The organism is Actinophytocola sp. (assembly GCF_036378875.1).
Taxonomy (GTDB): Bacteria; Actinomycetota; Actinomycetes; order Mycobacteriales; family Pseudonocardiaceae; genus Actinophytocola.
On record NZ_DASUVO010000049.1, the window covers coordinates 84,444 to 110,021 of the forward strand.

General features: G+C 66.9%; 27 protein-coding genes. 13 read left to right on the forward strand and 14 right to left on the reverse strand.

What is annotated here, in order from left to right:
* Window positions 1–23 precede the first annotated feature (23 nt).
* A complete protein-coding gene (locus VF106_RS14770) occupies window positions 24–1,457 on the reverse strand; it encodes a TIR domain-containing protein (RefSeq protein WP_330840260.1) in 1,434 nt (477 codons plus the stop codon).
* A 234-nt stretch (window positions 1,458–1,691) separates the two neighbouring features.
* Between VF106_RS14770 and VF106_RS14775 the strand changes: the two genes are divergently transcribed.
* Entirely contained in the window at window positions 1,692–2,579 is an 888-nt protein-coding gene (locus VF106_RS14775) for a helix-turn-helix domain-containing protein (RefSeq protein ID WP_330840261.1), read from the forward strand.
* Here VF106_RS14775 and VF106_RS14780 read toward each other — a convergent pair.
* The gene (locus VF106_RS14780; RefSeq protein WP_330840262.1) at window positions 2,542–2,985 is read right to left on the reverse strand and encodes a DUF397 domain-containing protein; all 444 of its coding nucleotides are present in this window, start codon (window positions 2,983–2,985) and stop codon (window positions 2,542–2,544) included. The genes VF106_RS14775 and VF106_RS14780 overlap by 38 nt on opposite strands.
* Here VF106_RS14780 and VF106_RS14785 point away from each other — a divergent pair.
* Genes VF106_RS14785 through VF106_RS14795 form a run of 3 tightly spaced genes read left to right on the forward strand, consistent with a single transcriptional unit; the run spans window position 2,894 to window position 6,017 of the window.
* A complete protein-coding gene (locus VF106_RS14785) occupies window positions 2,894–3,508 on the forward strand; it encodes a DUF4230 domain-containing protein (RefSeq protein WP_330840263.1) in 615 nt (204 codons plus the stop codon). The genes VF106_RS14780 and VF106_RS14785 overlap by 92 nt on opposite strands.
* Window positions 3,492–4,121 carry a PASTA domain-containing protein gene (locus VF106_RS14790; RefSeq protein WP_330840264.1) on the forward strand — a complete coding sequence of 210 codons (630 nt, stop codon included), beginning with the start codon at window positions 3,492–3,494 and terminating at the stop codon, window positions 4,119–4,121. The genes VF106_RS14785 and VF106_RS14790 overlap by 17 nt, the downstream gene beginning before the upstream one ends.
* Window positions 4,122–4,124: 3 nt before the next feature.
* Window positions 4,125–6,017, forward strand: a complete 1,893-nt coding sequence (locus VF106_RS14795; protein WP_330840265.1) for a 5'-methylthioadenosine/S-adenosylhomocysteine nucleosidase family protein — start codon at window positions 4,125–4,127, stop codon at window positions 6,015–6,017.
* Here VF106_RS14795 and VF106_RS14800 read toward each other — a convergent pair.
* The 7 genes from VF106_RS14800 to ppk2 form a co-directional block, all read right to left on the reverse strand.
* Window positions 6,014–7,210, reverse strand: a complete 1,197-nt coding sequence (locus VF106_RS14800; protein ID WP_330840266.1) for a nucleotidyl cyclase domain-containing protein — start codon at window positions 7,208–7,210, stop codon at window positions 6,014–6,016. The two genes, VF106_RS14795 and VF106_RS14800, sit on opposite strands and share 4 nt — an antisense overlap.
* A gap of 143 nt (window positions 7,211–7,353) precedes the next feature.
* Complete coding sequence (locus tag VF106_RS14805) at window positions 7,354–7,737, reverse strand: iron-containing alcohol dehydrogenase (protein WP_330840284.1); 384 nt, start codon at window positions 7,735–7,737, stop codon at window positions 7,354–7,356.
* Entirely contained in the window at window positions 7,620–7,976 is a 357-nt protein-coding gene (locus VF106_RS14810; RefSeq protein ID WP_330840267.1) for a Rieske (2Fe-2S) protein, read from the reverse strand. Before VF106_RS14810 ends, VF106_RS14805 begins: the two co-directional genes overlap by 118 nt.
* Complete coding sequence (nirB, locus tag VF106_RS14815; protein WP_330840268.1) at window positions 7,973–10,474, reverse strand: nitrite reductase large subunit NirB; 2,502 nt, start codon at window positions 10,472–10,474, stop codon at window positions 7,973–7,975. Before nirB ends, VF106_RS14810 begins: the two co-directional genes overlap by 4 nt.
* Window positions 10,474–10,830: a molybdopterin oxidoreductase gene (locus VF106_RS14820; RefSeq protein ID WP_330840269.1), complete on the reverse strand. Its 357-nt coding sequence runs from the start codon at window positions 10,828–10,830 to the stop codon at window positions 10,474–10,476. Before VF106_RS14820 ends, nirB begins: the two co-directional genes overlap by 1 nt.
* The gene (locus tag VF106_RS14825; protein WP_330840270.1) at window positions 10,830–12,947 is read right to left on the reverse strand and encodes a molybdopterin oxidoreductase family protein; all 2,118 of its coding nucleotides are present in this window, start codon (window positions 12,945–12,947) and stop codon (window positions 10,830–10,832) included. Before VF106_RS14825 ends, VF106_RS14820 begins: the two co-directional genes overlap by 1 nt.
* Window positions 12,948–13,135: 188 nt before the next feature.
* On the reverse strand, window positions 13,136–14,125 hold the full coding sequence (gene ppk2 / locus VF106_RS14830; protein WP_330840271.1) for a polyphosphate kinase 2: 990 nt from the start codon (window positions 14,123–14,125) through the stop codon (window positions 13,136–13,138).
* 251 nt (window positions 14,126–14,376) lie between these two features.
* On the opposite strand from ppk2, the gene VF106_RS14835 reads away from it, so the two are divergent.
* Window positions 14,377–15,612 carry an acyl-CoA dehydrogenase family protein gene (locus VF106_RS14835; protein WP_330840272.1) on the forward strand — a complete coding sequence of 412 codons (1,236 nt, stop codon included), beginning with the start codon at window positions 14,377–14,379 and terminating at the stop codon, window positions 15,610–15,612.
* A 38-nt stretch (window positions 15,613–15,650) separates the two neighbouring features.
* Here the strand turns inward: VF106_RS14835 and VF106_RS14840 are convergent, their stop codons facing one another.
* Window positions 15,651–16,199: an AAA family ATPase gene (locus VF106_RS14840; RefSeq protein ID WP_330840273.1), complete on the reverse strand. Its 549-nt coding sequence runs from the start codon at window positions 16,197–16,199 to the stop codon at window positions 15,651–15,653.
* A gap of 70 nt (window positions 16,200–16,269) precedes the next feature.
* Window positions 16,270–16,938: a SanA/YdcF family protein gene (locus VF106_RS14845; RefSeq protein ID WP_330840274.1), complete on the reverse strand. Its 669-nt coding sequence runs from the start codon at window positions 16,936–16,938 to the stop codon at window positions 16,270–16,272.
* Between the two features lie 122 nt (window positions 16,939–17,060).
* Between VF106_RS14845 and VF106_RS14850 the strand changes: the two genes are divergently transcribed.
* Both VF106_RS14850 and VF106_RS14855 read left to right on the forward strand, forming a co-directional pair.
* Complete coding sequence (locus VF106_RS14850) at window positions 17,061–17,519, forward strand: hypothetical protein (RefSeq protein WP_330840275.1); 459 nt, start codon at window positions 17,061–17,063, stop codon at window positions 17,517–17,519.
* Between the two features lie 90 nt (window positions 17,520–17,609).
* Entirely contained in the window at window positions 17,610–18,278 is a 669-nt protein-coding gene (locus VF106_RS14855) for a DedA family protein (RefSeq protein ID WP_330840276.1), read from the forward strand.
* Here the strand turns inward: VF106_RS14855 and VF106_RS14860 are convergent.
* Both VF106_RS14860 and VF106_RS51180 read right to left on the reverse strand, forming a co-directional pair.
* Entirely contained in the window at window positions 18,275–18,808 is a 534-nt protein-coding gene (locus VF106_RS14860) for a PadR family transcriptional regulator (RefSeq protein WP_330840277.1), read from the reverse strand. The genes VF106_RS14855 and VF106_RS14860 overlap by 4 nt on opposite strands.
* Window positions 18,809–18,942: 134 nt before the next feature.
* On the reverse strand, window positions 18,943–19,194 hold the full coding sequence (locus VF106_RS51180) for a hypothetical protein (protein ID WP_524535855.1): 252 nt from the start codon (window positions 19,192–19,194) through the stop codon (window positions 18,943–18,945).
* 105 nt (window positions 19,195–19,299) lie between these two features.
* Between VF106_RS51180 and VF106_RS14870 the strand changes: the two genes are divergently transcribed.
* From VF106_RS14870 to VF106_RS14895, 6 genes are all read left to right on the forward strand, one after another.
* Complete coding sequence (locus VF106_RS14870) at window positions 19,300–19,935, forward strand: TetR/AcrR family transcriptional regulator (protein WP_330840285.1); 636 nt, start codon at window positions 19,300–19,302, stop codon at window positions 19,933–19,935.
* A 101-nt stretch (window positions 19,936–20,036) separates the two neighbouring features.
* Window positions 20,037–20,234, forward strand: a complete 198-nt coding sequence (locus VF106_RS14875; protein WP_330840278.1) for a ferredoxin — start codon at window positions 20,037–20,039, stop codon at window positions 20,232–20,234.
* Window positions 20,235–20,239: 5 nt separating this feature from the next.
* Complete coding sequence (locus VF106_RS14880) at window positions 20,240–21,427, forward strand: cytochrome P450 (protein ID WP_330840279.1); 1,188 nt, start codon at window positions 20,240–20,242, stop codon at window positions 21,425–21,427.
* 3 nt (window positions 21,428–21,430) lie between these two features.
* Window positions 21,431–22,621, forward strand: coding sequence for a cytochrome P450 (locus VF106_RS14885; RefSeq protein ID WP_330840280.1), 1,191 nt, complete (start codon window positions 21,431–21,433; stop codon window positions 22,619–22,621).
* Complete coding sequence (locus VF106_RS14890) at window positions 22,618–23,793, forward strand: NAD(P)/FAD-dependent oxidoreductase (protein ID WP_330840281.1); 1,176 nt, start codon at window positions 22,618–22,620, stop codon at window positions 23,791–23,793. Before VF106_RS14885 ends, VF106_RS14890 begins: the two co-directional genes overlap by 4 nt.
* A gap of 46 nt (window positions 23,794–23,839) precedes the next feature.
* The gene (locus tag VF106_RS14895; protein WP_330840282.1) at window positions 23,840–24,442 is read left to right on the forward strand and encodes a MerR family transcriptional regulator; all 603 of its coding nucleotides are present in this window, start codon (window positions 23,840–23,842) and stop codon (window positions 24,440–24,442) included.
* Between the two features lie 848 nt (window positions 24,443–25,290).
* Here VF106_RS14895 and VF106_RS14900 read toward each other — a convergent pair.
* The coding region (locus VF106_RS14900; protein ID WP_330840283.1) for a CHAT domain-containing protein at window positions 25,291–25,578 on the reverse strand (288 nt) is incomplete at its 5' end.

Here is a 25,578-nt window from a genome sequence, read left to right on the forward strand (position 1 = left end):
CTCGCTGCCGACGCTGCTACCGCTCACTCACCGCGCGAGTCCCACGGCGGCGGCGACGTCAAACGCACCAGTTTCTTCTCGAATACCGCGACGTTCTTGGTGATCTCCTTGGCGAGGTCCAGCCGCCAGCGGCGTTGCCGGCGGTATCCGAACTCGACGGTCATGACGAGCGCGAGGCACATGACGACGAAGACGAAGCCCAGGAACAGCCAAAGCGGGCGGGTGTCCGTCCCCGCACGGAGCTCCGGAACCATCGAGGCGACAAGGAAGCCGGTGGTAGCGCTGCACCAGAGTGCGTAACCGGAGAGGCCCCAGCGGTGGTCGCCGAACAGCCAGCGCGATCGTCCCCGCGCGGCCTCGGCACTGAGTTTCCTGGTGGCGTCGGTGAGCTCGCCGATCATCCAGGTGGCCTTGTCCTCTTGTTCGCGGGACAGCTTGCGGTGCCAGGTGGTGAGCCGACGGTCGAGGCGGACCATGGCGCGGCGCACCGCGGGCGCGCGGAGGGGGCGGCCAAGAGTGTGTGGCCAGCGGTCGTCGAGATCCCGGTCCTTGCGCTCGTTACGCAGCGCGATCACCGAAGCCCACAGTGTGGCGACGAACAGGCTGACCAAGACGACGCTCTGCCCGGCGTAGGTCATGTCCGCGCGGATCGTGAGCCAGACCAGGATCGCCATGAACATCCCGACCGACAGCAGGACCATCCGGTTGTAGCGAGCCGTCGGGGCGCGGTGGACCTCCCGCTCCCACGAGCCGATGACCTTCCCGAATGGCACGTGGACGACCCAGAACACGATCGGGACGACGAGCATCGCGGCCGTGAACAGTCCGGCGGTCGGAACGAGGGGCGGCAGTTTGCCGGGTGCGGCAGGCGAGTCGTCACGCACGAGGACCGGCGACCCGACGAGCGCGAGCAACGAGAGCAGACCTGTGAGGTAGGCGAGCCACCAGCCTGGACGCCGCGGCCCGGTGTCGCCACCGTCGCTCGGCGTCCAGGTCGGGGCCACTTTGGACTTGAGCCACTCGATGAGCCTGTCCACGTCGGTGGCGGCTGACTCACCGCGGACCCGATGGGACTGGTTGCCCCGGATCGAGAGGATGGATGCCGGGAGGTTGGCGTCCGCACGCCAGTCGGCATCGTCGAGAAGGACGGGAATGATCGTCTTTCCGGAACTCAGGCCGATCTCGATCTCCTCGCGTACCCAGTCACGCTCGCGGTCGAGCAGCCGCGTCCCGTCATCGTCCCGTTCGGTGAGCCATTCCCGGTGCACCAGGACGAGCAGGACATCGACGTCCGGCAGTCTGTTGTGGATGACTTCCCAGTAGGTACTCCCCAGGGCGATGGACTCCCGGTCGAGGAAGACCTGCTCCTTGCCGAAGTAGTCGCGAAGACACTCGTAGATCCCGTCGACCAGCTCGTCCGGGGCGTTTCGCCGGTAGTTGACGAAGATTCCGCCCATCAGCCGGAGCGTCCGACCAGACGGAGTTCGCCGCACACGCCTGGCCGGGGAACCGTCGACAAGGTGTTGACCAACACCGTCCTCCATGATCAACTGCAATTGCAGATGGAACATTCCGCTCGCACTATCGGGCGAGCGTACACTCCACCATGGAGTGACACTCACTCCCACCACTACAACCAGCGTTCGATGCAGTTGAGCTGCAGATATGCGATCGCGGGAAGGAAAGCACCAGTGGCTGACGGTGACAGCCCCGTCGTTCAAGGCAGACGTTTGGCCAAGGAGCTTCGGCAGCTCCGCACCGACACCGGGCTGACCGTGCAGGAGGTAGCAAGCAGGCTCGAGTGCTCCCCTGGCAAGATCAGTCGCATCGAGACCGCATCCGTGGGCGCCAGGATCGGCGACGTGCGAGATCTGCTCGACATCTACGACGTCGACGGCGAGCGACGGGAACGGATACTGCAGCTGGTGCGCCTGTCGCACCGGCGAAGCTCCTGGTGGCACGAGTACGCGGGCGCGCTTCCCCAGGAAGCGATGCGCTTCATCGGCATGGAGGACGGCGCCGCGGCGATCGACGACTACAGCGGCAACCTGATCCCCGGCCTGTTGCAGGATGACGGTTACAGCCACGCCCTCATCAGCACAGCACGGGACCGGACGACAACGCAGCTCAACGACGCGCTCACTGTCGAGCGAAGAACAAGCTTGCGTCGTCGACGGCAGAACCTCCTCACCCGAAAGGGAGCGCCAACCGTCCGATTCGTGCTCAACGAGGCGGCGCTCGCGGTGCGATTCGGCGGCGCCGAGAACATGGCAAGGCAACTCGACCGATTGTTGACGGTCGGCGGCCAGCCCAACGTGACGATCAGAGTCCTGCCCTTGACCACGGAGGCCTTCGCCGCGGCGGGCGGCATGTTCACCATCTTCCGTTTTGCCGATCAGGCCGTGGATCCACCCATTGTCTACTACGACACCAGGACCAGAGGTCACTTCTGTGACATACCGGCAGAGGTGAACGTATACGAAGCGGACTTCGACGAAGTGCTGAGTAAGGCACTGTCGCCAAGAAAGTCCCGAGACGTGATCAAGCATTGGGCGGCACAACACCGCGACGCTGCTTGAGTCCGTCGAGGACGTCGCCCACGAACATCCGCCAGGCCACCGAAGTGAATCCGAGAACGGGACCAACCGCGAACTTCGAGTCGCGAACCAACGCGCGCTCGGCGCCGACGGAAACCTCGACGCACATCGCGTTCCCGCCGCTGCTATAGCTGCTCTTGCGCCAAATCGTCGACCTGGAATTCGTCATGATCCACCCTTCACGTCGTCCATGCTTTGCCTGTCGAGCCCGAACTGAACGAAGGATGGAACGAGCGCATGGATTACATGTGGATAAATCCTGCAGGGCGACGACGGACGGGACGAGGTGTGGTGAAATGAAACGCATCGCGAAACGGGGTCTCGGCGCGGTCGCGGGTGTGGTGGTGGTCGCGGCCGTGTTACAGGTGTCCGGACTGCTGCCGAGCATCGTGGACGTGATCGACCGCAGTCCGCCGCCCGTGCTGGCCGCGGTGCGTGACCTGAGCCGTTACCAGGCCGCTGCCGGGGACTACGAGCTGGTCATCGACATCGAGAAGGACGTGCGCTGGGTGCCGGGTTTCCTCGCGGGCGAGCGCACGTTGTTCGTCGCGGCGGGGACCGTCACCGCGTACGTCGACTTCGGCGGTTTCCCGGATGAGGCGCTCGCCGTGTCGGAGAACCAGAAGCGGGTCGACATCCACCTGCCGCCTGCCGTGCTCGACGAGCCGAACCTGAACCAGGAACGATGTTATGTGGTCATGCGCGAGACGGGACTGAAGGAAAAAGTGGCGAACGCGTTCGGCGAGGATGGCGATGACCAGGAGTTCTACTTGCTCGCGGAGCAGAAGATCGCGGCCGCGGCGGACAAGTCCGAGTTGCGCGACCGCGCGACCCTCAACACGAAACACATGCTCCGCGGCCTGTTCCAGGCACTCGGATATCAGGTCACGTTCGATGGCGCGGACCTGTAGCCGCGTGGTGGCGGCGCTGGGCTGCCTCATTCTGCTGCTGGCCGGGTGCACCACCGGATCCGGTGAGGCTCCCCCACGCGCGTCGGCCACGGAGGCTGCCCCCGTCACGTCGGTCGCCGAGAAGCCGACGGCGCCCGACCTCGTCGGCATGCGGTTGCTCGAGGCGCGGGAGACGTTGCGGACAGACGGATACGCGGTCGGCGCGGAAGTCGCGGAAGGTGATGAGAACCGGCCGATCGTGGAGCCGGCGAACTGGGTCGTGACCGCCCAGGACCCGGCGGCGGGCACGCAGGTCGAGGCGGGCACGCGATTCTCGCTGACGGTGGCGAAACCGACCGACGACACCAGCGCTGGCCAGGTTGCGGAGGGTGTCGTGCCGGAGGTGGTGTGCCTGGACCTCCAGAAGGCACAGGACGCGTTGCGAGCGGCGGGTTTCTACGTCCTCACCTCCAGCGACGCAACCGGTCAGGGACGCCAGCAACTCGTGGACCGAAACTGGGTGGTCGTCACCCAGTCCGAGCCGGCTGGCAGCTCACCCGAACCGACCACCCAAATCGACCTCGGCACAGTGAAGTTCGGCGAACCCACCGGCGCGTCGGGCTGCCCGAGCTGATCCATGTCAGACGCATCCATCAGTTTCACCGAGTGCCGAGCCGCAGCCAGGTCGATCCGAACCGCAGAACACGGCAAACAGGCGTACGACACGGTGCGGCCGCGTGGCGTGAGCGGGATCGTCAGGTCCGTCGGGCCGTTGTCCCTGCTGCTCTACGTCGCCGATCACGAGGGGCGGATCGTGTGGCATGCCCCCACACGGCTCGGGCTGTTGGCACCACCAGCGGTGCAGAACCAGCGCCGCCCGGGCGTCGGCGCGCGGCTGGCACTGCTGCGGTTCGTCTGCCAACGATGGGAGATGTTGTTCTGGGCCGCTCCGCCTGTCGTCGCGCTGGGTGTCGCATGCGCGTTCCTGCCGTTCCGCCCGTTGTGGCCGGCAGCGATCGTCTTGCTACTGCTGACGATGCTGTACACGTGCGGGCTCATGGTCGCCGGTGTGGTCACCGGGTTGGTCTGGTTCCGCGTGACGTTCGGTCGCCGCCGGCGCGTCGGCGAGGAGTCGGCCGAATCAGAGCCCGCCTACCACTGGACTCTGCAGTTGTGCCACTGCCTCGACACCGCGACGGCTGACGACCTGTTGCGGAGGATCAGGACCAGACTGGGTCGTCTGATCGACGTCCGGGCGACGTCCGCCGCGATAGAAGAGGGTGGAAAGGTGCGGAACGTGGGCGTCGTCGAGTCCTTGGTCTGCCTCATCCGCGGGGTGACCACCTCGGCCATGCGAAACCATCTGGCCGACGCCGACGGGGTGGTCTGGCCGCATGGGCGCGGCGCCGACATCGCTCTGGTCGTGCCTCCTGACCGGGGTGTGCCCCCGGATCGGCGTACGTCAACGGCCTGGTTCTTCTTCTGGTACGTCGGGGGCCTGGTCGCGACGCTCGGTGGATGCGCGTGGATCGTGGCCCACCTGGAAAGCTCGGTGTGTGGCAACGCGTGCGACGGACGACCGGCCACCTACTTCGGTGCGCTCGCCTGGTTGGTCGGCGCCGCTGACCACCTGGTCTCGCACGCCGCGGGTGTGTGGGTGTTCAGCGTGCTGACGACTGCCATGCTGTGGATGACCGTGCCGGTTGGTGGGGTGGCGATCTGGCAGAAGTGGCAGGCGAGCGGCCGCGAACGTAAGCGGTTTGCCGAGGAACGCGAGAAGGTCATGAGCCGACCGCTTCTCCTGCTGTTCGTCGTGACCGACGTGGAGGAGCAGGCCGTGCTGGCCGTCGCGGGAGAGGTGAAGCCGGGAGGGCGTGCTCTGGCCGATCACCGATCTGAACACACCGTGCTGCGATTGGGTGAGTTCGGGGGTTGTGATGTCGTTCTCGCCCGCTCAGGCCCTGGGCCGTACTCGCCACGTGGGTTGATGCTCACCGCGGACGCCCTCATTCGTGACCTCGAACCGGAATTCGTGCTGCTGACCGGCATCTGTTTTGGCCTCAAGGAGGACGAGCAAGCCCTCGGCCACGTGGTGATCGCGACCCAGACCAGGGACCTGGACCACCGCAAGTTCAACGAAGAGGCCGGCATCGTGGTGGAGCAACCGCGAGGGGATCGCGCAGGGCCCACCGCGACGTTCTACAGCCGGGTCTCATCAGGTGCGGCGTTGTGGGACGGAGTGGCGGTCCACGCCGGTCCCATGGTGGCATCCGGCACGCTGTTCAACTCGCCGATCCGACGGGGTGAGGTCAAGGCCGCCCATCCCGATGCGGTAGCGGGCGATATGGAGTCCCATGTCTTCGCCTCCGTGGCCCAACGCCGCAAGGTCGAATGGTGCGTAGTCAGGGGGATCTCAGACCTCGGTATGGACAAGGTCGACGACTACCAGCAGCAAGCCGCACAGAACGCGGCCAGGCTCGTCTTCTTCGTGGTGTGCTCCGGCGCGCTCGAGAACCCTTCTCAGGCTTAGAGGACGCGCCTGGCCGAGGCCAGCGCGGACAGCACGGTATCTGCTCCGTTCGTGAACAGCGCTCCCGTCAAGCGGCTCAGCAGGTAATGCGGCATGTCGGCCCGTTGCTCATGCTCGACATCCGGCCCGATTGGAGACAAGTAGGGCGAGTACAGCAGCAGTGCCTGCGGCTCGTGGATGTCCACGGTGAACGCCGCCATAGCCGGATATGTCTGCGTGAGGCTGATCTCGAGCCGCTCGGCACGACCGACATGCGCTTCCTTGAAGCGGGTGAACATCGACAACGACTCGGTGATCTTCGCAGGCAAGTCCTCACCGCGCTGACGACCAACCAGCTCCGCGGCCGGCGACGCGGGATCGACGAGCACGCAGCGGTAGGTGCCGCCTCGATCGAGGAAGTCCAGGACCGCTTGCCGATACCGAGCAGGTCGTTCCCTGGTGACCAGGTAGTTGGCACACGTGTGCAGGGCGGAGCCGATCTCGACGATCTCGCTGTGGGCGGCGTCGACCAGCCGTGCCTTCTCGTGCTGGCTGGGCCGCTCATGGTAGGCGAGCACCTGCGTCCCGCCGGCCAGGCCGTTCGTGGCGAGCCAGGACCGGACGGCTGTTCCCTCGCCGATGGTCAGCACATAGACGTCCGTCCCCTCGAACGCGCCGACCAGTTCGAACCCGTCGACGTACTCGCCCCCGGCACGGTGAACGTCCGCGGAAATCGCCACGGAGTCGGGTGGGGTCGCCTTCTCCAGGTGCGCAGCGAGGTTGATCGCCGGACCGTAGAGCAGCTCGCGGTACTTCGGCCCCCGATACCGCAGCGCCCCTTTGTGCACCGCGATTCGAAGGTGCAGCATTCCTTTGATGCCGAGATGCGTGAACTCGTCCCGTAGGTGTTCGAGATCCGTTTCGAGTAGGCACCGTGCGACTTGGAGAGCGGTCGCCACACTGACACTCTCCCGGTCGTCGTGCACGATCAGGAATCCCCCGTCGCCGGCCCAGTGCCACACCTGCGCCGTGGCGCAGCCGTTGTTCTTGGCCGTCCGTTCGAGGCGCAGATCCGTCCGTTCCTTCAGCAGGTCGAACCCGTCAGCGGCGCGGTCACGGGGATTGTTTCTGATGATCGTGGAATGCCCCGCGGCGTCGATGAAGATGAAGTAGGCGTTGTCGTACGTGCCGACGTCGGGTCCGTCACTTTCCAAGGCTCAACCACTCTCGCGCCGCTGTCGACGTCCAGACTACCCGTGTGGCGGCGCCTCTCCGCCAGAGCAGGCGGGCGCGAGATCGGCCGGTTTCGAACTGAGCCCGGTCGAGAACGACGTCCGCAAGTGAAACGACTCGCTGATTATGGTCCGATGACCGGACCGATGAGCCGAAGGAGGATCTCCACCGCACCCAGGGCCGCCATCTCAGTGGGGAGCGACCCTGTCGCGTTCGGGTCGAGCACGACCGTGGCGGGAAGCAGGGCAGGCGAGACGAGCAGCCGGCTCTTCTCCTCCCGCAATGGCAGCCTGGCAACCGCGCTCGCCTCCGAACCGGTGCCCAGGGTCGTGGGGACAGCGACCACCGGCACTCGACGGCGGGTCGCCGTGTCGGGGCAAGGTCGCGGTGCTATGTCTGGTGGGGTCCGGGTGTGTTCTGCTTGGTGACCACTGTGGACACGACGATGTGGCCGGTGTCGTCCACGCGGACCGGATAGGTACGCAGCGGTGGTTGTCCGGTGCGACAGATGCCGGTGTCAAGTTCGTAGATGTGTTGGTGTAGTGGGCAGATGACGATGTTGGCGTCGATCTGGCCGTCGGCGATCGGGCCCCCGGCGTGTGGACAGATCGCGGACAGGGCGCGCAGTCGGCCGTCGCGTAGACGGAAGACGGCGATCTGGTCGTCGCCGATCGCGTAGGCTCGGCCTTCGCCGGTCGGGATCTCGTCGGCCGGGCCCAGGCGGTGTTCCGTCAGTGACGTGGTCATGACGCCGAACCATTTCTTTGAGCGGAGCGAGCCGTTCGGGCCGGCACCTCGGGCACCGGGATCAGTGGTAGCGCGGGGCGGAACTGTCCGGGTGTCGCGGGATCCTCACCTTCCAACCAGGGATCGCGGTAGGCGTCGACGGACTGTTGCATGGCGGTGTCGAGCCGTCCGGCGATGCCGTCGCTGTCCTCGACGACGACCGCGCGAATGCGATCGATGCCGACGCGTGGCACGAAGGCGTAGGTGCGTTCCAGCCAGTTGGCGTTTTCCCGGTAGTACTGCAGGAACCGGCCGGTCAGTGTGATCACCTCGGCCGGTGTGTCCACTGTGGTCAGCAGGTCACCCTTGCGGATGTGCGCGCCGGCGGCGCCACCGACATAGATCTCCCACCGGCCACCTTCCACGGCGACGACGCCGAGGTCCTTCACGTAGGCTTCGGCACAGTTGCGGGGACACCCCGTGACCGCGAGTTTCAGCTTGGCGGGGCTCTCCAAGCCCTGGAACCTGGTTTCGATCGCGATGCCCAAACTGGTCGAGTCGCCGAGGCCGAAGCGGCAGAAGTCGCTACCGACACAGGTTTTCACGGTGCGGAAGCTCTTGCCGTACGCGTAGCCGGACGGCATGCCGAGGTCGGCCCACACCTTGGGCAGGTCCTCCTTGCGGATGCCGAGCAGGTCGATGCGCTGCCCACCGGTGAGCTTGACCAGTGGCACGTCGTACTTCTCGGCCACGTCGGCGATGGTGCGCAGCTGCCGCGGGGTGGTGCAGCCACCCTTCATCTGGGGCACGACGGAGAACGTGCCGTCCTTCTGGATGTTGGCGTGCACCCGGTCGTTGATGAAGCGCGCGTCCCGCTCGTCGACGTACTCGTCGTTCCACATGGTCCGCAACAGGGAGGTCAGGCCCATCTTGCTCCTGGCATCCTCCATGCCGTCCGGGGCCAGCGCGGCGAAGACCGAGGACACCGACCGGAGCCGCTGTTGCAGGATGGCGGCCATGAGTTCCGGTTTCGCCAGGGGAATGCCGGGCACGTACCAGTTGGCGGACGCGTCCTCCTCGACCTCCCCGCCGGCGGCCCATTCGACGATCTGCGCGGTGAGTCCCTTGCACGAGCCGCAGCCCTTGCCGGCCCGGGTGGCGTCCATGACGCCGGTCACCGTCCGCACACCGCCCTTGACCGTGTCCACGATCGACTTCTTGCTGACCCCGTTGCAGTTACACACCTGCGCGTCGTCACTCAACTCCGCCACCGTCGTCTCGGCGGGCGGTGCGCCGAGGTCGAACAGCAGCCGGATCCGTTCCTCCGGCAGGGGCAGTCCCCGGTCGAAGGCCTGCATGAGGAAGGCGACCTTGCCGACGTCGCCCAGCAGAGTGGCGCCGACCAGTCGGTTCTCGCGGACGACGACGCTCTTGTACACACCGCGGTTCGGTTCGGCGAACACCAGGAACTCGTCGTCGTCGCGTTCGGGGCCCTGTACACCCATCGACGCCACGTCCACCCCGGCGACCTTGAGTTTGGTTGCAGTACGCGAACCGTGGTAGGCGGCCTTGGGGTCGGCGCCGGTGATGTGGTCGGCCAGCACCCGAGCCTGTTCCCACAGCGGCGCGACCAGGCCGTACACCTGGTCGCGGTGCTGGACGCACTCGCCGACGGCGTAGATGTCCGGCTCGTCCATGACCCGTAGCTGGTCGTCGACCACGATGCCCCGCTCGACGGGCAGGTCGCTGATCGCGGCGAGCTGGGTGTTGGCGCGGATACCGGCGGCCACCACCACCATGTCGCAGGGGATCTCCCGCTTGTCACTCAGTGCGATGCCGCGCACCGAGTCCTTGCCGAGGATCGCCGTGGTCCTGGCGTTCAGGACCACCTCGATGCCCAGCTTCTCCACGCTACGCAGCAGGATCGCGCCGGCCTGGGCGTCCAGCTGCTGGTTCATCAGGTGCGATCCGGCGTGCACGAGCGTCACCTTCACGCCGTGGCCCTGCAGGCCGCGCGCGGCTTCCAGGCCGAGCAGACCGCCGCCGATGACCACGGCGCGCTCGTGGTCCCGCGCGTAGCTGATCATGGTGCGGGTGTCGTCGATCGTGCGGAACCGGAAGACGCCCTGGTGGAAGCCCCGACCGCGGACGTGCATGCCGGGGATGTCCGGCACGTACGGTTGGCTGCCGGTCGCGATGATGAGTTTGTCGTACGGTGTCGCGGTGCCGTTCCTGGCGTGGACGCGCTTCGCGAAGCGGTCGATGCGCTCGACGCGCATGCCGGCGTGCAGGACGATGTCGTTCTCCTCGTACCAGGCGAGGCTGTTGAGGAAGATCTCGGCCTCGTCCTCGACCCCACTGAGCACATTGGACAGCAGGATGCGGTTGTAGTTGCCGTACGGCTCTTCCCCGAACATCGTGATGTCGAACCGCTGCCCGCCGCCGCGTTCGAGGATCTCCTCAACGGCGCGGGCTCCTGCCATCCCGTTACCGATCACCACCAGCCGTGCTCGCGTCATCATCCCTCCTGGACCTCGACCAGACCGAGATCGACCACCGCGGTACCGGTGATTCCCTCCGGCGCCGCCAGGTGCAGTTCGAGCGTTGTGCCGCTGTCGAGGTCCTCGACCACGCGCAGTGGCACGTGCACGTCGCCTTTGGCGGCGATCGGGAAGTACCGCATCGGCCTGCCGTCGCACACGAGCACCACGCAGATCAACTCGCCGGAGGAGTTGCCACCGCGGAAGTACACCGGCTGGGTGATCACCCCTGGCGGCACCACGTAGCCGAGCAGGCCGTCGAGCAGGAATGGCTGGCCAAGACCCTTGCCCTCGAAGGGAAAGATGCCTTGTAGGAAACGAGGTGTCGAGTGCACTAGTTCTCCTCCGGGGCAGGCGACGGGACAGGATCGGCCGGGCCGCCGGCGCGGCTGACGACGACCGCGCACACCTTGAACGCGGGCATCCCGGACCGCCGGTCGAGGGCCGGGTTGGTCAGGACGTTGGCGCCGCCCCAGTGGAACGGAACGAACAAGGTGTCCGGGCGCAGGTGGTCGGTCAGCCGGGCCCGGAACACGGCTTTGCCACGCCGCGTGCGCAGCTCCACCAGGTCACCGTCGCCGATGCCGTGCAGCCGCGCGAGGTCCGGGTGCAGCTCGACGTACGGCTCGGGCACCGCCGCCACCAGCGTCGGCGACCGGCGCGTCTGGGTGCCGCTCTGGTAGTGCTGCATCGACCGCCCGGTGGTCAGCACGTACGGGTACTCACCGTCGGGCACCTCGGCCGGGTTGCGGTGCTCGACGCGGACGAAACGGGCACGGCCGTCCGGCGTCGGAAACCCGTCATCGAACAGCCGTGGCGTGCCGGGATGGCCGGGCGCAGGGCAGGGCCAGAAGACACCCTGCTCGGCGTCGATGCGGTCGTAGGTGATACCCGAGTAGTCGGCGACGCCGCCCGCGCTGGCCCGCCGCAACTCGTCGAAGACCCGACGCGGGTCCGCGTCGAACAAGCGGCCACGGCCCAACCGTCGCGCCAGCTCGGTGAGGATCCACAGGTCGTCCCGCACCCCCGCCGGCGGCGGCAACGCCCGACGACGCCGGATGACCCGGCCCTCGACGTTGGTCAGCGTGCCGTCCTCCTCGGCCCACTGCGTCGTGGGCAGGACGACGTCGGCCTCGGCGGCGGTCTCGGACAGGAAGATGTCGGTCACCACAAGGAAGTCCAGCGCGCGCAACCGGTTGAGCACCCGGCTGGTGTTGGGGGCGGACACGATCACGTTGGAGCCGAAGACCAGCAGTGCCCGCACACCGCCGTCACTACCTATATGGTCGAGCATCTCGTACGCCGACCGGCCCGGCCACGGCAGATCGGCCGGGTCGACACCCCACACCTTCGCGATGTGCGCACGTGCGGCCGGGTCGTCGAGGCGTCGGTAGCCGGGCAGCTGGTCGGCCTTCAGGCCGTGTTCCCTACCGCCCTGGCCGTTGCCCTGGCCGGTCACGGTGCCGTAACCGGAGCTTGGCCGGCCAGGCAGCCCGAGGGCCAACGCGAGGTTGACGAACGCCTGCGCGGTGTCCGTGCCGTTGCTGTGCTGTTCGGCGCCCCGTGCGGTCAGGACCATCGCCGATTCGGCCTCGCCGAGGATACGGACCGCCTGCCGGATCAGGTCCGCGGGAACGCCGGTGATCCGCTCGACGCGATCCGGCCAGTAACCCGCGACCGCCGAGCGCACAGCGTCGAAACCCGTAGTCAGGCGCGCCACGTACTCGGTGTCGACGTAGCCCGCACGGAGCGCGATGTGCAGCATTCCGTTGGCCAGCGCCAAATCGGTGCCCGGAGCAGGCTGCAGGTGCAGGTCGGCGCGGGCGGCGGTCGCAGTGCGACGCGGGTCGACGACGATGTGCCGAGCCCCGCTTGCCCGGCCCTGCTCCAGGTACCGCACCACCGGAGGCATCGTCTCGGCCGGGTTCGCCCCCACCAGCATCAGAGCCCGCGTGTCAGCCAGGTCCGCCAACGGAAACGGTAGCCCACGGTCGACGCCGAACGCGCGGTTACCTGCGGTAGCGGCCGACGCCATACAGAACCGTCCATTGTAGTCGATCGCGGACGACCGCAGGCCAACCCGAGCGAACTTGCCGAGCAGGTACGCCTTCTCGTTGGTCAACCCGCCGCCGCCGAAGCACCCCACACTGTCCGGGCCATGTCGTCGCTGGCTGCGGCGGACCGCGGCGACGACACGGTCGAACGCCTCGTCCCACGTGCTCGGTCGCAGCGGACTGTCCCGGTCACCGGCCCGTTCCCGAACCAGCGGCGACAACAACCGGTCGGGATGCCCGAGCAGTTCCGACGCGGCCCAGCCCTTCACGCACAGACCACCCCGGTTGGTGGGAAAATCATCCGCCAGGACGCCCGGCTCGGCACCACCGGTGAGCCGGATGCCGCACTGCAACGAGCAGTACGGACAATGCGATGCGACACCCGCGGCCCGGCTCACTCCTTCGATGATGCGCCGCCCCTGTTTCCCATGGACGGCACGTGTGTTACGTCGGGCTGACGAACAGTTCAGCGGGGGAAGCGGGTCCAGCTCGGCCCACGCCCGGCCTCGGTGAACTCACCGACGGTGGTCCCCGGTCTGTCCACTACGAACGAACTCATGACGGCGCCACACCGGTGGGCGGCGGGTCAACGTCGAGTGGTCGGGTGATGGCCGGGGCCGGGGAGGGCGTCGGTGGGCTTTGAGGCGATGGGAGTGGGGCTGAGCGAGGTGTCGTCCTCGCCGGGTTCCAGCAGGGTCGCGGCCGAGCCGACGATGCGCGGGTCTGGTTCGCCGACGATCCCGGGGTCTTTGTCGTCGTAGTCGAACCTGGCCAGGACGCTGCGCATCGCCTCGGTGCGGGCGCGCTTCTTGTCGTTGCTCTTGACCACTGTCCACGGGGCACTGTCGGTGTCGGTCGCCCGGAACATGGCGACTTTGGCCGTGGTGTAGGCGTCCCAGCGGTCCAGCGCCTTGATGTCGTTGGGGCTGAGTTTCCACCGCCGTACCGGGTCGATCTGGCGGATCAGGAACCGGGTCCGCTGCTCGGCCTGGGATACCGAGAACCACAGCTTCACCAACAGCACACCGTCGTCGACGAGCATCTCCTCGAACGCGGGCGCCTGGTGCACGAACCGCTCGTACTGCTCATCGGAACAGAAGCCCATCACCCGCTCCACCCCGGCGCGGTTGTACCAGGACCGGTCGAACAGCACCATCTCGCCGGCCGCCGGCAGATGCTGGACGTAGCGCTGGAAGAACCACTCGCTCTCTTCCCGCTCAGTGGGCTTGCCGAGCGCGACCACCCGAGCACCGCGCGGGTCCAGGTGCTCGGTGAACCGTTTGATGGTGCCGCCCTTGCCGGCCGCGTCCCGACCCTCGAACACGATCACCATCCGCTGCCGTGTCGCGGACACCCAGTGCTGAAGTTTCAACAACTCGATCTGCAGCAGTCGCTTCGTCCGGTCGTACTCCGCCCGGCTCATCCGCCACCGGTACGGATAGTTGTCCCGCCATGTGTCCACTTCGGAGCCATCCGGCCACCGCAGTACCGGCTCGTCCTCGTCGCTGTAGTCGGCGCTGATGCCCTCACTCAGCTCGGGGAACGCCGCCGCGACCTCCGGTGAGTTGTCGATCACGCGTTTGAGGGTACCCGCCGAACCCATCGACAAACTGACCAAACGCCGCGAGGGTTCACACCGCCGACACCACGCTGTCGCGGGTACGTTGAACAACGTCAGGGTCGATGGGACCCAGCGCAGCGGGAAGGCGGTCCTGCTCAGGTCGTGCGTAGCGGCGGACCAGAGTGCGCGCGAAACCTCGGGACGACGCGCCACTCCGGGTGATGCTGGCTGACACGACCGTAACGTCGGCCAGAGGGGTCGCACCAATGACCGTTTCATTCCTCCTTACCCCGGAGCAAGAACAGCTCAAGGCCGCGGCGCGTGGCTTCGCCCAGGAACAGCTGCGGGATCTCGCCGCGGCGACGCGTGCGGAGCCCGACCCTCGGACGCGGGCACTGCTACAGCGGCCGACGTTCGAGAAGGCTGTCGCGGCGGGGTTCCTCAAGGGCCTGATCCCGGTGCCGTTCGGCGGGGCGGCAACCAACGGTGTCGACGCCGCCATCTTCATCGAGGAGTGGGCAGCCGAGAATCCCGACTTCGTCATCTCGATGGCCGGCCCGCTGATCGCGCTGGCGCCCGTCTACCAGGTGGGTACCCCAGAACAGATCGAGCGCTTCGTACGGCCTTTCCTGACCGACTCCGGCGCACCGCTGGCTGCCATGGCCTTCAGCGAACCAGAGGGCAGCGCGAACTTCGACACCGAGGGACCCGGCCAGGGAATACGCACCACCGCGGTCCTCGACGGCGACGCGTGGGTCATCAACGGTCGCAAAGCCTGGGCATCACACCTGTGCGGCTGGGACGGCGACGGCCCGGACGTCATGACCGTCGTCTGCCGAACCGCGGGGGGCATCTCGCTCATCGTCGCCGAACGAGAACACCTGGCCGGCAACATCGACGTCGAGGAGTACTACGACCTGCCCGGGCTCAAAGGCTGCCTGACCACCCGAGTCCGACTCACCGACGTGCGCGTTCCGCGCGGCAACCTGCTCGGCGCGGAAGGCCAGGGGGCGGACCTCACGCGTGACGCGTTCCTCCCCAGCGGCGCGTCGATCGGCATCTTCGCCACCGCCGCGATGCGACAAGCCTTCGACATCGCCTACCGCTTCGCGCTCACCGAGAGACGCGGCGGCCCGGTGCCGATCATCGAGTACCAAGCCGTGTCCGACATCCTGGCCGACGCCAAAGGAAAGATCGAAGCCGTCCGGTTGCTCGCCTGGCGCGCACTGGACGCCGTGATGTCGATGCATCCCAGCGGACCGGAACTCGCCATGCACGCCAAGGTCTTCGGCGCCGAGACCGGCGTCGAGGTCATCAACGAGCTCATCAAGCTCATCGGCGTGACCGCCTACGACGAGAAGTTCCCGATCATCCGCTACCTGATGGACACCCTGGCCTACCCGATCATCGAAGGAAGCAACGTCGGCGTGCGCCGCAGGCAGTTGCAGGCACTGTTCCGCACTCCGGGCTACGACCCGCTCTCCGCCTCCGGCATGGCCTGAACGCTGACGCCAGCGGTGTGACGGGACGTTGGGCACGATCACCGTCGCAGCTGGTCGATGGTCTGCTGGATCACCGCGACGCGGTCGGCCAGCGGACCGGCAGGCACGTCGACGAGCCGGAAGCCGAGATCGCGGTAGGCCTGTTCGTGGAACCGTTCGAAGACCAGTGACTCCTCGAAGCTGATTCGTCTGGCCGTGGTGGCTTCGACGAAGCCCTGGTTGCGGATGAAGAAGACCGTTGTCTCGTACACGCCCTCCTCCACCACTCGATCGACCTCACGGACGAGCGCACGGGACGCCGGCAAGCCCAGGTAGCGGCTCAGCGCCAGCGTGCATACCGGTGAGCGATCGAAGAAGACGGTGGAACTCTCCGCTGTTCGAACAGACCGTTGTCTCCGCCGTTGCAGGCTGACGATCTCGTCGATGAAGGCAGGATCGTGTCGCGGTTGCCCGTGACCAAGAGCATGAGCGAGGGCGATGACGTCGGTAGCCGCTTCTTCCACCACGACATGACCTTTGATCTCCAACAGGCGGAGAACGGCCGTCTTCCCGGCCCCTGGAGCACCGGTAAGGACATACCGCGTCATGACGACCACCCTTTTATGGACCAGCAGCACCAGGCTGTCCTGGCGCGACGGACTGAAGTGGGGTGTCGGTCTACGGCCTGCGCAGCGCCTCGTCGACGCCGGTCTCGTACCTGCCGAGGAATGTGGGACTGGCGCCGACGACCACGTCGACCGTCGCCTTGATCGCCGCGGGCACTTCCCGCACCTGATAGCGGGTGTCGTCGTCCGGGGCGGGCGAGCCGATGCCGACGGCGTCGATGCCGGCCTCTCGGCACAGGAACACCGCGCGCCGCACGTGGAACTCCTGCGTGACGACCAGCGCTGCGCGCACGCCGAAGATCTCGTGCGCCCGCACGCAGGAGTCGTAGGTGTCGAACCCGGCGTGGTCAGCGACCACCTTGCCGGCTGGCACGCCATGATCGACCAGCCACGAGGTCATCGCGGCGACCTCGTCGTAGCCGACCTGACCATGATCACCCGAGACCAGGATGGCGCGGACCTTGCCATCTTCGAACAGCCGCAGCGTGTCTTCCAGCCGAACCCTCAAGTAGGGCTTGGGTGAGCCGTTCGCGTGGAGTCCGGCGCCCAGGACGATAGCCACCGGAGCGGTTGGCGCGTCAGCTACCGTGTGGATCTTCCCCATGGTCGCGAACCGGATCCACAAGTACGGGCCGGCACCGACCAGCAGGGCCAACCCGAGCAGCACGCCCAAGCCGATCTTCACCCACCGTCTGCCGAAGAGCTGGCGAACGCGTGTCACCGGTTCTCCTCCTCGCCGGTCGTTCGTCGATGACAGTACGACGCCCAGAACCAGGCGACCGTTGCAGGAGAGGACGCGGAACAATCCGCTGGGGTTGCCCAAGCGAGTAGATCGCGGCCGGCATGGCCGTGTTCACACAGATCACCGCCGGTTCGTCGTACGTGCTGCTGCTGTCGGCGCTGTTCGTGCTCGGCATGGGGATGGGCATGACGATGACGCCGATCATGTCCGCCGCCCTGGCCACGCTGCGGGACCACCAGATCGCCCGCGGTTCCACGTTGATGAACATCATCCAGCAGGCGGCCGGTTCGATCGGCACAGCGGTCATGCCGGTCGTCCTCGCCAACCAGGTGCTGGCGAACCAGAACGCGACGATCTACGGCGGGGTCATCCAGGATGCGATACCGGCGGACCAGGTTCCGCCGCAGGTCTTGGACGCGGGCCGCTCCGCCTACGCCGACGCGTTCGGCCACACCTACATCGTCAGCCTGGTGCTCGTCGTGCTGTGCCTGGTGCCGACGTCCTTCCTGCCCAGAAAGCCGATCGTCAGCGACGCCCCGATGGTGGCCACTAGTCACTGAAATCCGCCACTCTCAGCGATTCCTCAGCGCCACATAGGTTACGGTGACATAGGTTCTCGTAATCGTCCCGTGATGCCCTGGAGGAAGCGGATGGAGCTCCATGTCGCCCAGGCCGCCGATGTACCAACAGGCGGCTTGGCCGGCTGGGTCGTGGACCTGGTCGACACGCTGGGCGGACCCGGGCTGGCGTTGATGTCCGGTGTGGACAGCATGGTCTCGGTCGTGCCAGCCGACGTGGTGATGCCGCTGGTCGGGTTCTCCGCCACACAAGGCGCCATCAACCTCGGCGTCGCCATCGCCTGGACCACGGCTGGATCGGTGGTGGGTGCGCTCGTCCTCTACACCCTCGGGGTGCTGCTCGGCCGTGAGCGTGCCCGGGCACTGCTGACCAGGATCCCGGGGGTCAGGCCGAAACACCTCGATCATGCCGAGGCATGGTTTGGCCGGCACGGCACCAAAGCGGTGCTGTTCGGCCGGTTGTTGCCCGGTGTCCGTGCGCTGATCTCGCTACCGGCGGGGATCGAACGGATGCCGCTGCCGAAGTTCGTGGTGCTCACCGCGATCGGCAGCATGATGTGGAACTCCACATTGCTCGTCGCCGGCTACCTGCTTGGCGCGAACTGGCACCTGATGGCCGACATCGTCGGCATCCTCATCTACGTCCTCATCGGTGCCGCGGCCCTGGCCGTCGGCTACCTCGTCGTCCGGCGCAGGCGCGCGAAACGCGCCACATCGCCACTCGCGGAACAGAAGCCTTAGCGTTGCTTTCCGCGTGACCGTTTGCCCTTGGCCTGGATCTCGTCGCGGAGGTCGGCTAGCCAGGCCAGTTCGATGTCGAACTTGCCGCAGATGTGGTCGAGCACCTTCCGCTGCCACGGGTCGGCCTGGGTCGCGGCGATCGTGCCGAGCCGTTCCCGCGAGTGGGACACCGCGCGTTCACGTACGTCGAGCACCTGAAGTTGTTCCTCGGGGCGCAGCCAGGCGAAGTTGGCCACCCTGGCGAGGAACTCCGAGTCGTTGCGGGCCAGTTCCTCGGGGAGGTCGGCGAGCAGGTCGTGGAATAGCTCCCTGCCCACGTCGGTGATCGTGTAGACGTGGCGGGGCGGTTTGGCCTCCTGCATCTCCGCACTGCGGGTCACCGCACCGGACTCCACGAACCGCCGCAGCGCCGGGTACAGCGAGTTGTTCGACAACGCGTGCCCGGTGGACGCCTCGATGTCCTTACGCAACTCGTAACCGTGCGCCGGCCCTTGCGACAGCTTCGACAACAACATGACCTCGATCCACATATCGGTTATGATAACTTAGGTTTCTGTGACCCTCGACCTCGCACAGGCCGCTGAGGAGCCGGCCGGTGGGCTGGCCGGCTGGTCGGTCGACCTGATCGACGTGCTCGGCGGTCACCGCGGGATCCGTGGTGGGTTCACTTGTCCTGTACCTGCTCGGGATGGCGCTGGGGCGTGACCGCGCACGGGCGTTGCTGATCAGGATCCCGGGTGTCAAAGGAAAGAGCGTCGACCGCGCCGAGGCGTGGTTCGGCCGGCATGGGGCCAAAGCGGTCCTGTTCGGGCGGATGCTGCCGGGATTCCGCACGATCATCTCCCTGGGTGGAGCGGATGTCGCTGATGAAGTTCGTGGTACTCACCGCGATCGGCAGTCTGATGCGGAACTCCACGTTGCTGGTCGCCGGTTACTTGCTCGGCCTCATTGGCTAAGTCAACCAGCGTTTACACGTTGCCGAGAACGCTCTAAGCTGCTGGTCAACCCCGGAAGGACCGTGATGACCGCAAGCCCTCCGCCAACCAGCACCCAGGTCCCGAGCCCGACTCGACGCCGGGACTCGGCCAGGACACGCCAGCGACTCCTCGACGCCGCCCGGCGCCACTTCGCCCGGAACGGCTACGCGGGCACGCCAGTTAGGGAGATCGCCGACGAGGCGGGAGTCAACGTGTCCCTGGTCAACCGGTACTTCGGCTCCAAGGAGGGCTTGTTCGCCGCTTGCCTGACCGAGGCCATCGACGGGTTGCGACACACCACCGCCGACGCACCGCCGGACATGCTGCCGAGCATCATCGCCAGCGAGGTCGCCGACCCGGGTCACTACGAGCACCTTCTACTCCTGGTGCGTTCCTCAGGTGACGAACGCGCCGACCAGATCCGGATCGAGGTCCTCCGCAACTACGGCGAGGCACTGGCAGCACGCGCCGGCTGGCAACCGGACGTCCCCGACGGCGAGGACCTACTGCTGCGCGCCCAACTCGTCCTGAGCACCGCCATCGGCATGGTGCTCCTGCGCTCCGCGGGCTTGCACCCCCTCGCCTCGACCTCGGAACAGAGCCTCGTCGCCCCGCTCCGAGACCTGGTGAACGCGGTGCTACCCCCTGAACAGAAAGGCGAACGACCGAACGGAGTGTAACCACGCACACCCTCTCCGCATGTAAACAGTCTTTGACAACCGGGACAACTCTCTCTACCCTCGGCTATGTCAATGACTGTTTACATTGTTCGGGAGTCGGGATGAAAGTGACGGTCAACGCCGACAAGTGCGTCGCCGCGGGGCAGTGCGTGCTGCTCGCGCCGGAGGTCTTCGACCAGCGCGAAGAGGACGGCATCGTGGTGCTGCTGGACGACGCGCCACCGTCGGAGCTGCACGCCACGGCGCGGGAGTCCGCCATGGTCTGCCCCGCTTCCGCCATCGACACGGTGGAGGAATGACCGCGATGAGCACCGAAACGACCGATCTGCCCCCGTTCCCAGGGGCGCACAACGCCCGCTGCCCCTTCGATCCGCCCACGGAGTACACGGACTGGCGGAAGTCGGCCGGGTTGCGGCGGGCGGTGTGGAAGGACATTCCAGTCTGGGTGGTCAGCCGCCACGAGGACATCAGGACCGCGCTGGCCGACCCGCGGATCAGCGCCGACATGGGTGAGCTGCAGTCGTTCGTCGGGTTCGACAACCCGCCGCCGATGTTCCCGCGCATGGACGACCCCGAGCACGCCCGGCTTCGCCGCATGCTCACCAAGGACTTCACCGTCAAGCGGATCAACGCCATGCGCCCAGAAATCCAGAAGATGGCGCACGAGTTCATCGACCAGATGATCAGCAAGGGCCAGCCCGCGGACCTCGTGCGTGACTACGCACTGCCCATCCCCTCGCTGGTGATCTCGCTGATGCTCGGCGTGCCGTATGCCGACCACGAGTTCTTCCAGCAGCACAGCACGACCATGTCCACCACCAACGCCACCAAGGAAGAGAGGGGCAAGGCCACCCTCGCCCAGTTCGGCTACCTGCAGGAGTTGGTGGCACGCAAGGAAACCGAACCCGGCGACGACCTGATCAGCCGTGTCCTCCGCGAGCATGTCGAGACTGGTGAACTCGACCGGATGACCCTGGTGATCAACGGCATCCTGCTGCTGTTCGCCGGACACGAGACCACCGCCAACTCGATCGCGCTGGGCACTCTCGCCCTGCTCCGCAACCCTGACCAGGCCGCCCGGATCCGCGAGACCGACGATCCCGCCGCCGCCGTCGAAGAACTGTTGCGGTACCTGACGATCGTGCACGCGCTGGTCGCCCGCGTCGCCAAGGAGGATGTCGAGATCGCCGGGCAACGCATCCGCGCCGGCGAGGTCCTGCTGATGAACCTGCCCGCTGGTAACCGTGACAAAGCGTTCGTCAGCGACCCCGACACCCTGGACCTCGACCGCAACGCCCGGGGACACGTCGCGTTCGGCTACGGCATCCACCAGTGCCTCGGCCAAACCCTGGCCCGCGCGGAAATGGAGATCGCGCTATCCGTGCTGTTGCGTCGGCTTCCCGACCTGCGGCTCGCCGTCCCGTTCGAGGAACTGAACTTCCGGCACGACATGAACATCTACGGCGTCCATGAGCTCCCGGTCGCGTGGTGACTGATGACCGACACGATGAGGTACCCGTTCGGCGCCGACAAGCTGACCGTCGACCCCAGCTATGCCGCACTACGCGAAGGGCCGCCGTGCCGGGTCCAGCTCCCCTACGGCGAACCGGCCTGGCTGGCGACCCGCTATGAGGATGTGAAGATGGTCCTGTCCGACCCTCGTTTCAGCCGGGCCGCCGCCGTGGGCCGGGACGAACCCCGCACCCGACCGCATGCGACCGGCCCCAACACGATCATGAGCTACGACCCGCCCGAGCACAGCCGGCTGCGCAGGCTGGTGACCCAGGCGTTCACGGTCCGCCGCGTCGAAGCACTCCGGGCCCGCGCCCAACAGATCGCCGACGACCTAGTAGACGCGATGCTCGCCAAAGGACCGCCGGCCGACCTGTTCGCCGACTTCGGGCTGCCGCTGCCCACCATGGTGATCTGCGAACTCCTCGGCGTCCCGGTGCAGGACCGCGCCAACTTCCGGACCTGGGCCGACGCCTTCCTGGCCACCACCAAGTACACCCCGGAACAAGTCCGGACCTACGTCGGCCAACTGTCCGGCTACATGGCGAGCCTCATCGCGCAGCGCCGCACCACCCCACGCAACGACCTGCTCACCGCACTGGTCTCCGCCCGCGACAACGACGATCGGCTCTCCGAGGAGGAACTGCTGATCATGGCGCAGTCACTCCTCATCGCCGGCCACGAAACCACCGCCTCCCAGATCCCCAACCTCGTCTACCAACTACTCACCCACCCCGACCAACTCACAACCCTCCGCGCCGACCTGGACCTGATACCGCGTGCGGTGGAAGAACTCCTGCGCTTCACCCCACTCGGCGCCGGAGGCGGCCAACCCCGCTACGCACTCGAGGACATCGACCTCGGCGACGTCACCGTCGCCGCCGGCGAACCCGTCATCGTCGCCGTCCACTCGGCCAACCGGGACGAGACCGTGTTCACCCGCCCCGACGAACTCGACCTGACGCGGCAGGGGGCGTCTCACGTCGCTTTCGGCCACGGCGCCCACCACTGCCTCGGCGCGCCACTGGCCCGCATGGAACTCCAGGTCACCCTCCACACCCTGCTCACCCGCCTACCCGGCCTGCGACTCACCGCCGAAGACGACATCGTGTGGAAGACCGGCCTGTCCACCCGCGGCCCCGAACGGATGCCCATCACCTGGGACCAGCCATGACCGTGCTGGTGGTTGGCGCCTCCGCCGCCGGACTGTCCACGGTGGAGGCTTTGCGACGCAAGGGATACACCAGCCGGATCACCGTGCTCGGCGACGAGCCGCACGCCCCGTACGACCGGCCGCCGCTGTCCAAACAGGTGCTCTCCGGCGCGTGGGAGCCAACCCGCACGGCACTGCGAACCGACATCGTTCTGTCCGGTTTGGACACAGACTTCATCCTGGGTGACGCGGCGGTCGCGCTGGATCCGGTCAACCGGACCGTCCGCACGGCATCCGGCCGCGACCTGCACGCCGACACGATCGTCATCGCCACCGGAGCGCGGCCCCGTGCCCTGCCCGGCCAGGACGGCGTGGCCGGTGTCCATGTGCTGCGCACACTCGACGACTCACTGGCCCTGCGCAAGGACCTCCTGTCCTGCACACGGCTGGTAGTGGTCGGCGAAGGTGTCCTCGGCGCCGAGATCGCGGCCACCGCCCGAACCCTCGGCGTGGACGTGACGATCACCGGTCCACTCCAGGCGCCACTCGCACTCCAGGTAGGCCCGCTGGTGTCCGGACTGCTGGCCGACCTGCACGAGGAGCGGGGTGTCCGGATACGGCTGGGCACCCCGGTCACGGGCCTGGTGGAGGAGGACGGACGGGTCACCGGGGTGCGACTGGGCACCGGCGAGGTGCTGCCGGCCGACGTCGTGGTGGTCGCCATCGGCGCCACCCCAGCCACCGACTGGCTCACCGGCAGCGGACTGCGTCTCGACAACGGTGTCGTGTGCGACTCCCACTGCCGTGCCGCGGAAGGGATCTACGCCGTGGGTGACGTAGCGCGCTGGCACCACGAACACCAGGGCCGCCTGATCCGCCTGGAAAACCGCACCAACGCCACCGAACAAGCCGCCGCGGTAGCAGCCACCATCCTCGGTGACGACCGCCCCTACACACCCGTGCCCTACTTCTGGACCGACCAGTACGACGTGAAGATCCAGGTACACGGCCAGATCACCCCGGAGTCCGAAGTGGACATAATCGAGGGAGACCCGGCAACCCGGCGCTTCGTCGCCCGCTACCGCGACGACGGCACCGTCACCGCCGTCCTCGGCTGGAACATGCCCAAACAAACCCGCCTGCACCGGCAGGAAATCCACAACATCGCGCCGATCTCTCCACCACCCACCTGAAACCGGGACTTGACCTTGTCGCGATGTCAGGGTTTTTACTTGATAGATGCAGATCGGTGAGCTCGCCGCCATGGTCGGGCTGTCCACGAGGGCCATACGCCACTACCACCGCCGAGGGCTGCTGCCCGAACCCTCCCGGCGACCGAACGGCTACCGCGACTACGGACTACGCGACATCATCGTGCTGGCGCGCATCCGTCGCCTGACCGAACTCGGCCTGAGCCTCGACGAGGTCCAAGACACCCTTTCCGACGACCACGGACGCGAACTGCACGAGATCCTCGTCGAACTCGACGAGGATCTCGCCCGGCAGGAAGCACGGATTCGCGACCGCCGAGCGCACCTGGCGACGCTGATCGAACGTGCCGAGCGCGGCAGACTCCACGCCGACGACGCCGTCTCACCCGACATGGCCGACATCCTCAGCAATCTCACGGAAGCGACCAGTGGTTTGCCCGCATCGCCGATGGCCGCCACCGAACGCCGACTGCTCGCCCTGATGGACACCACGGCAGAACCGGTCGAGCGGGAACGCATCCTCCCAGCGCTTCGCGCACAGGCTGACGATCCCGCGGCGGTGTCGCGAGGACACGAGATCCACAGGAGACTCGACGAGCTGTCGAATGCGCTGCTGGACGACCCCGCGTAACGCCACTCGCCATCGAACTGGCCGACAGCCTGCCGCCAGAGCTGCTGGCCACCCTCACACCGGCCGCAGGAGTCGCCGACCTCGATACGGACCATCCATTCAGTGTTGCCTTGCTGGACGCGCTGGCCCCAGCTCAGGCCGAGGTCATCCGCCAGGCCATACGACTCATCGCGGATGGCGGCAACGACGCTGACACCGACGAGCGGATCGCACCGTGAACGACCCGGTCCGGCGTTTGGTGATGCACCAGGCACGCACGATGGCAAGTCTGTGGTCATGGATCCGTCGCCGTCGGCAAGATGTCGGACCCGGCGACCTCGCACTGGGCTACGCACGCGAACAGACACCGATGCTCATCGCGTTGGCTGGCATACTGTGCCTCGAGACTGCGATCGTGGGCTTGCTCGTGCCCTGGCCTGTGGTACACGTGCTCGACGTACTCGCCGTGCTCCAGGTCCTCGGCATCGCGGCGACAGCAGTGGCCAGGCCCCACTACCTCCACGATGGCGCGCTGATACTGCGCGAAGGCCCTCTCTTCGAGGTGCGCGTGCCGCTGGCATCAGTGGAAGCGATCCAGGCCGAGCGGAAGTATCACAGTGGACGGACACTGCTGCTGACAAACCAACAAGACTCAACGGGTATACCGGAGCTGAGCGTCGTGATCGGCAACCAGACCGATGTACTCGTCATACTGTCCGAGCCTGTGACCGTGACCGAACCCAACGGCACCGTCGGCAAGGCCAAGATACTGCGATTCCGTGCTGACGAACCAACCATGGCGGTCTCCGCGATCAAAGCCGCCATAGCCCGGTCCCAGTTCGCGGCAGTGCCCACCGGCGAGTTCGGAGCTACGGGCCGAAATGTACGAACGGGATCCACCTGTCCGGCTGGTAGGGATGCCGGGCACGCAACATGGCCACCACCGCCGACAGCGCTTCCGGCACCCGCGACGCCTCGATCTCACCGTCCGCATCCGTCAGCCGCCGGTACAGCTGCTCGGTGACCTCGTACGCCGTCTCGTCGCCGATGGACCAGAGTGTGGACACGACATGGCGGAAGCCGGCCAGTTGCAGGGCCGCCGCGAGGTGGATGGACTCGTCCGGTAGCCCGGTCCCGCCGACGGCGGTGCGGCACGC